The organism is Nostoc flagelliforme FACHB-838 (assembly GCF_014698065.1).
Lineage (GTDB): Bacteria > Cyanobacteriota > Cyanobacteriia > Cyanobacteriales > Nostocaceae > Nostoc > Nostoc flagelliforme_B.
In genome coordinates, this window is the sequence record NZ_JACJSI010000316.1 from 1 (window position 1) to 6,840 (window position 6,840).

The following is a 6,840-nucleotide window of genomic DNA, read 5'->3' on the forward strand; positions in this document are numbered from 1 at the left end:
TTCTTGTAGTTCCCCAATATTAGCTTGTAGATGCTGGTTTATCATTGTTCGCTGTTAGACAAAACTATCTCTCCGTATTATCTCCTAGTCTTTTTCAGAAATCAAATATGATTCCTATAGTTCCCCAATATTAGCTTGTAGATGCTGGTTTATCATTGTTCGCTGTTAGACAAAACTATCTCTCCGTATTATCTCCTAGTCTTTTTCAGAAATCAAATATGATTCTTATAGGTTTAACGAGACTTAGGCAGGAAGTAACCACAAAAACTCTCAAGCGCATATACAAAGATAGTTTGACATCGTTTTGGCTAGTTACTTGATATATCTAGGTTTCAAGCTTTTTTGAGCCTTTGGTGTATTTTACTTACCCTGTATAGCTTCGAGACTTGTTTCTACCTCAAAAATGTTGAACTCCTGTTAGAATAGACTTACCCTGCTCTAGCGAGAAGAACGCTTGAGCCTAATTCTTTGTAATACATCCTTACGCCAACGAAAAACTTCTGGCTGTTTAGACTCAAGTACCAAGCAGGCTTCCCAGTTAAGCCAGGAATTATCGTTATCACCCAAAGCTTCTTGAGTTTGTGCCAGTAAACAGTAAATATCTGCTCTTTGACCATCCAACTTTTCTGCTTTTTCTAAATATTCCTTTGCTTCACCTAACTGCCTTTGCTGTAATTTCGCCCATCCTAAATTTTTATACAATGCAGCTTGTAATTTTGGTTCTTTAGTATTTTGTAAACCTTGTAGTGCCAGAGCAATCGCCGCATTATAGTTACCTTTTAAAATTTTTAATCTGGAAAGATTATTGATAACTGGAATTGCTTGACTATTAATTTTTATAGACAACTCATACTGCTTCTCTGCCAAACTTTTTTTTCCTTGATCATCATAAAAGGTTCCTAAACCATAGTGCCCTTCCCAACTATCAGGCTTTAACTTCAAAGCTTTTTCATAATTAATAGTTACACAATCAAATTCATTTAATAGCTGGCAAACAAAAGCTAAATTATTATAAGCGTCTACATCTTGATTATTATAGTTTATCGATAACTTATAATATTTTTTAGCATCTTGCAGTTTTTGAGTACTACGAGATGCTTTATCAAAATAAAATTGGGAAATAGAATTTTTAACTTGAGGATTAATTTTTATAGCTGAGTCAAAAAACTCTTGTGCGCTCTGAGAATCATTTGCTGCCTCAGCCCTCTCTCCTTGAGCTACTAAATAATTAGCTGCTAGAGGTATAGATAAAGAGATACCCCAAATGCTTAATAAACCCATTAATGTATATTTGCTAAATTTAAATATTTTAGAATTAGCTAATCTATAATTTTTAATTTGCTGAGGCAGCTTTTCTAATCGCTGCAAAATTACTCGCGTAGTTTGCGGACGTTGCCCTGGCAATTGAGCCATCAATTCATCGATAAAAGCAGCAACAGGCTTGTCAATATGTGTTGCTTTATTTCTCCAAATTAAATTTCCTGTCTTATTATCTATTGGCAGATCCATCAGTTTAATACCAGTAACTAATTGTACAAAAGTCCGACCCAAAGCGTAAAAATCTGATTGCGGTACTGCTTGACCATTAATTTGTTCCAAGGGAGTATAATGAGGCGTGACAACAGAAGTAACTTCATATCGCCCTCCTCTACCTTTATCAGTTCCCCCACTTCCACTTACTTTAGCTAAGTAAGTATTAGTTAATCGTCGCGCAGTACCGAAATCAATTAGTGCTAATTGACCATTTGGCTGAAGAACTATATTAGAAGGCTTAATGTCTCGATGAAAAAAATCAGAACGGTGTACTGTATCAAGAATTTCAACTAACTGTTTAAGCCATTTTAATGCTAGAGATTGCGAAATCCGCCCATTAGATTCTATCCATTGCTCCAAGTCTTCTCCCTCAAATTTATCCATAACTAAGCAATGTAATATTAAGCGACTATTCTTAGGGATAAATGTGAAAAAGTCGTCCACAGTGCTTTTGGGGATATTAGAATGCTGAATTAGTTGCAAAGCCAGGGATTCATGCTCAATCAACTTAACTAAATTAGGGGTATCCCATTTCAGAACTTTCATAACTCGCCGCTTACTACCAAGATTCCATTGAGTACTAGCGTCCTCTACTTCAAATACTTCAAAATAATTAAATGGGTTATCAGCAAGCTCTCTCAATGGTTCAACTAAGCGGATACGGTCGTTGATAAGCAGCGAAGTACCACAGGATAGACAGTTTTCAATGTCATTAGGATTTTGACGGTTATCGCAAAAAGGATTGATACAATAGCATAACATATTTGGAAAACTTATATAAAGCAGACAGGAATTGGCTCCTGTGTATTAACTAATTCACTAAATATTTCATTGCTAAGTGGCTCACTAACTGGCTTACAGGCATATATTCAGGTATACTCATGGCTTAGTAACAATATTAAAAATTTGTATGCTACTTTCACAAAAAAAGTAATTACAAGCGGAAAAGCCTAGTAAGATTATGTGTGTTATGACACGTTATTAAAATAAAGTTAGCTATGGAATTTGACTTAAAAATATCTATTGGCCCATTGGCGTAAGGATAGTTATGGATTTTAATGCTGGACAAAGGCTGAATTTACCACTAAATCCTTCCCTGTCTTCGGCTACCATAACAGGACGGAACTTTACTGAACAGTATTGTTCTAAAATAGTAACTTTTGAAAAAGCCTTGGTTGTAGTAGACGACCTAGTGTTTACCAAGATAGGGAGACGCTTATCTGAAGCTGAGATCACCGTCCTAAAGGGAACATGGAATGATTGTGATTACGAGGAGATAGCAGAAAACTCACCTTATAGCCTTAATTACTTACAACGGCGTTTAGCTCCTCAACTATGGGATGTACTGTCCGCTACCATTGGAAATGGTGAACGGGTTTGCAAAAAGAATATAAAGAATTTTTTGGAAGTATTAACCCCAGGGAAGTATGATACTCAATCAGCATCAAGTGAAAATAAAGTAACCTCTGCCGACAACTCTCTACAAATTATTGGAGGTCAACCACCTGATATATCTAACTTTTACGGACGAGCGCAGGAACTGGCTGATTTAGAAGAATTAGTAACCAAGCAGCGTTGTATTTCATTAATAGGAGTGCCAGGAATTGGTAAGAGTGCTTTAGCTGCAAAGTTAATAGCAGAACTTAGCCTAAAATCTCAACCTAGATTTGATTACTTTTTATGGAAATCAGTGTCTCATGCACCATTAATTCAGGACTTAGTTTCTGAACTAGTAGAACAAATCCAAACCGTAGAACCCTCATTAACCTTTCCTGAGTATACCCAGGGAGGGACTACAGTGTTAATTAAGCAATTGCAATCCCGTCGCTGTCTGCTGGTATTGGATGAATTTGACACATTATTTCAGAAAAATAGCTCTGAGCAACGGTTAGAGTATGAAACATTTTTTCGTCGCTTACTAGAAGAGCAGCACCAAAGTTGCTTGCTTCTAACTGGCCGAGTTTTTCCTAATGAATTCGATAGCCTAATAAGGGCTAAACGCTCTATTCAGTATCTCAAAATTAAAGGTTTAGATGCAGATGCTGCAATGCAGCTTTTAGCTGCCCAAGGATTAACTAATCAACAAAAGTGTCATGATTTGATTAAAAAATATAGTGGTAATCCATTAGAACTAGAAACAGTAGGTGAACGAATTAACTACTTTTTCGGTGGTAGTACTGAAATATTTTTTGAAAACCAAACTACATTTGTTAGCAGTGAACTTGAAGCGATGCTCGATAAGATGTTCAGTCAAGTGCTAAGTAAAATCCAAAGGCAAATTATGATTTATTTAGCAAATGAAATAGCTTCAAATTCTCAATCCATCAGTTTTGTTAAGCTATTAACTAATATGAAGCAAAAGCATCAAATATCTTTATCAACTTCAGAGTTAGTCAAAGCATTAGAAAAACTTGAATATCTGTCATTGCTAGAAAGTATTAAACATCCAATAACGAAAGAAATTACTTTTACTGTTCAACCAGTAATTAAAAAGTATATTTTGACAGATCCACAAGGATTAGTGCATACATCTGATGTTTTACCAATATTAGCAAATGCATCTTAACAGCTTTTATCGTTAGGTAATCATACTCTACACGAAAGCATTACAGGCTTAAGATTACCTACCTAGTTAAATATTTTTTAGTAAACATGGAGGATTTAAAATAAGAAATCAAAATGACCTTAGATACTAAACGAAAAGAAGTTGTAATATCAGGTTACTGACTAGATGAAGCAAAAATGGAGGTAAATACACAACAAAACCAAAAATTTAAGGGACAAAACGCTACTAAGGAGTAACTGTTCTGCCCCAAACTTAAAATCGAATAACTCCAGAGCGGGCTTGCTCTTGAAGGAACAAAACAAGTAGTTATCCTAGTTTGCCGACTTTCTTAACTGCTAATTTGTCCAACAGAGTTGAATCCACGCTGCTTCTTGTATTATACGAGAAACCATACAAACACACCAGTTTTGTGTGGTAATTTTGGCTATGAAATTCCTCAAATAGGCCAGATATTAAGCTTGATTAAGAAAAAACCCGAATTTCGTAGTTAAAAATCTTTAGCAGCGCAACAGCCCCCTCTGAAGCTTGTAAACCGAGTTATCAGGGGAAAATATCGTGAAAAATGACTTATGCCCAATACACCTTGGTGTCGGGATTAAGGTGACATTAAAATTTTTTTCAACCCCCTCTCCTTGTGCTAATGACGGGAGAGAAATATGCTGACATTAAATAGAGAAGAAACCAAATCAGCACTTGATTACAATGATCTCAACAGCAATATCAAAGACACCTTTGCTACCATAGACCAATTTGAGTTACAAGCAGTACAACAGGTTCGCCTCATGCATGACGAGCGGATGTACAGAATCGCTGGGTACAAAAACTTTGAACAATATTGCCAAGGCGAATTGCATGTATATGGTGGCTATCGACGTATAAATCAACTCTTAGGGGCATCAAAAGTTATTGTTGCAGCAGGGGAGTTGGGGTCACAGATTAAAAATGAGCGCCAAGCCCGTCCTCTTTTGAGGTTAGCCAAAGAACCAGAAAAACTTATTGCTGCGATAAGACTGGCTTTGTCATCAAACCCAGAACCTAGTGAATCAGATTTCGCAGCTGCGGCTAATATTGTTGCTCCAATGCCAAGAGAGAAAAAGCAATTCCTTCAGGAACCATTGGTTCCGAAAAATGCCATCACAATTTCATCACCAGAACATCCCCGTTATGGGCAATCGGGAGTTATTGTTGCAGACGCACCGAATAATTCCCAGCAGATTGTCACCTTCAACGATGGTGAAAGGCTGCTGGTAAACAATGCTGATATAAATGACGCAATTGTGTCCGATTTGACTGAGCGAACATATCCTAAAGAATATGCTGAAGCGATCGCTGCACTTAAAGAGCAACATAAGCAAGAGTTAGAGCGACTCTCTCAGGAATTGAGGATTGGACTACAAGCAGAGGTTAAGGCTAGAGCCGAAGCCCAAGTAAGTGAGCAAATCCAATCTCTGCAAAACCTATACAGGCAACAGAAGGAGGAAAATATCCAGTTGCAGCAGCGCTTAGACGAGATGGAATCGCTACGGCAGTTGGAAACTGAGAACCAGCAGCTAAAAGAGCGCATTCGGGATTTGGAAAACGCCTTTGAGCCACATCAATTACAAGAGTGGGGTAATACTTACACTAAACTTGGGGCTAAAGCATTAAACAAGAAGGGAGAGCAACCACTGGAGAAAACAATTGATTTGCGAACTCTGGCAGCCGAACCGCCGAAAGAAAATGCGACTGAATGTCTGCGCCTCATGGGTACGGCATTGAAAAACCTAAGCGTTGCCATGAACAATACCCAAGCGCTCGAAGCTGCGGCAATAATTTTGGGTACTAGTCCCACACAGTCAGCCGTCGCAACAAGGACGGAGCAATTACAGATGCTACCTGTGGCTATTAGGGAAATTAGGCAAGTACTTGGACGTATTGAGTTTACATGGCAGGAATTTTGGGCTGTGGCTGAGAAATACGAGGTGATAAAACCTGACTACTGGGCTGAACTTACTACACAAGAGACAGATTTAATCACACAAGCCCGAAAAAACAGTGAACAGTGAACAGTGATAACTGACAACTGATAACTGATGACTGATGACTGCGGCATAGATGCAATGTCGCCCAGATTGTCATGGAAAAATTTAGGAAAAAATGTGAATACAAATAAAAATGCACTTAACGGTGGCAACAAAGAGTTCTTTGAGCCTAAACCAGATTGCAAGGTATCAGTTGAGCAGAGGGAACACCCAACTGAATATCCAAACAATCTCACGGCTGCCCAATACCATGAGTTGTTAGCTGGTAGCGCCATTCATCCGGCGCTGATTAAGCGCAACTTTTTCCATGTAGAGGGAGAATCAGTTTATGATTTCCTGTTCATATCTGATAAACTGCCACGCAAGAATGGGGGTCGGGTCACGGATGGATACATCAAAATGTATCAGCACCTATTACTAGGTGGGACGTGGATTCAGTCACTTGACCCATTCAAAAACTGGCAACCGATGGAATGGGGAAGAATTAAGCCCAACTTTCCACGCTTTGATTGGCAAACAGGTAAACCAGTTAAATACGAGTCACCGCCCAAGACAGCCAACCGTGTTACTTATTTCGATGTTCCCAACTGTATTTTGAATCTAGTTACACGGCGCTATAACGTTTCCGATATTGCACAAGTACTTTTTGCAAAACGTGGGAAAAAGCTAAGGCTTAAAAGTCGAAAGAACGCTGCTTCTCGCAATGCCGCTCTCTTGCCT

At 38.3% G+C, this 6,840-nt stretch carries 3 protein-coding genes and 1 pseudogene; 3 read left to right on the forward strand and 1 reads right to left on the reverse strand.

Features of this window, described 5'->3' with window-relative positions:
• Positions 1–438 precede the first annotated feature (438 nt).
• Positions 439–2,295, reverse strand: coding sequence for a protein kinase domain-containing protein (locus tag H6G97_RS42085; RefSeq protein WP_190946499.1), 1,857 nt, complete (start codon positions 2,293–2,295; stop codon positions 439–441).
• Between the two features lie 286 nt (positions 2,296–2,581).
• Here H6G97_RS42085 and H6G97_RS42090 point away from each other — a divergent pair, with 286 nt between their 5' ends.
• The 3 genes and pseudogenes from H6G97_RS42090 to H6G97_RS42100 form a co-directional block, all read left to right on the forward strand.
• Positions 2,582–4,099: a helix-turn-helix domain-containing protein gene (locus tag H6G97_RS42090; RefSeq protein ID WP_190946500.1), complete on the forward strand. Its 1,518-nt coding sequence runs from the start codon at positions 2,582–2,584 to the stop codon at positions 4,097–4,099.
• Between the two features lie 656 nt (positions 4,100–4,755).
• Entirely contained in the window at positions 4,756–6,144 is a 1,389-nt protein-coding gene (locus H6G97_RS42095) for a hypothetical protein (protein WP_190946501.1), read from the forward strand.
• Positions 6,145–6,237: 93 nt separating this feature from the next.
• Positions 6,238–6,840: pseudogene (locus H6G97_RS42100) on the forward strand (hypothetical protein); the annotation flags it as partial.

What these genes read in the sequence shown, in the direction of transcription:
- H6G97_RS42085 (WP_190946499.1), bottom strand. Translation starts at nt 2,295, where the DNA reads ATGTTATGCTATTGTATCAATCCTTTTTGCGATAACCGTCAAAATCCT.
- H6G97_RS42095 (WP_190946501.1), top strand. Translation starts at nt 4,756, where the DNA reads ATGCTGACATTAAATAGAGAAGAAACCAAATCAGCACTTGATTACAAT.
- H6G97_RS42090 (WP_190946500.1), top strand. Translation starts at nt 2,582, where the DNA reads ATGGATTTTAATGCTGGACAAAGGCTGAATTTACCACTAAATCCTTCC.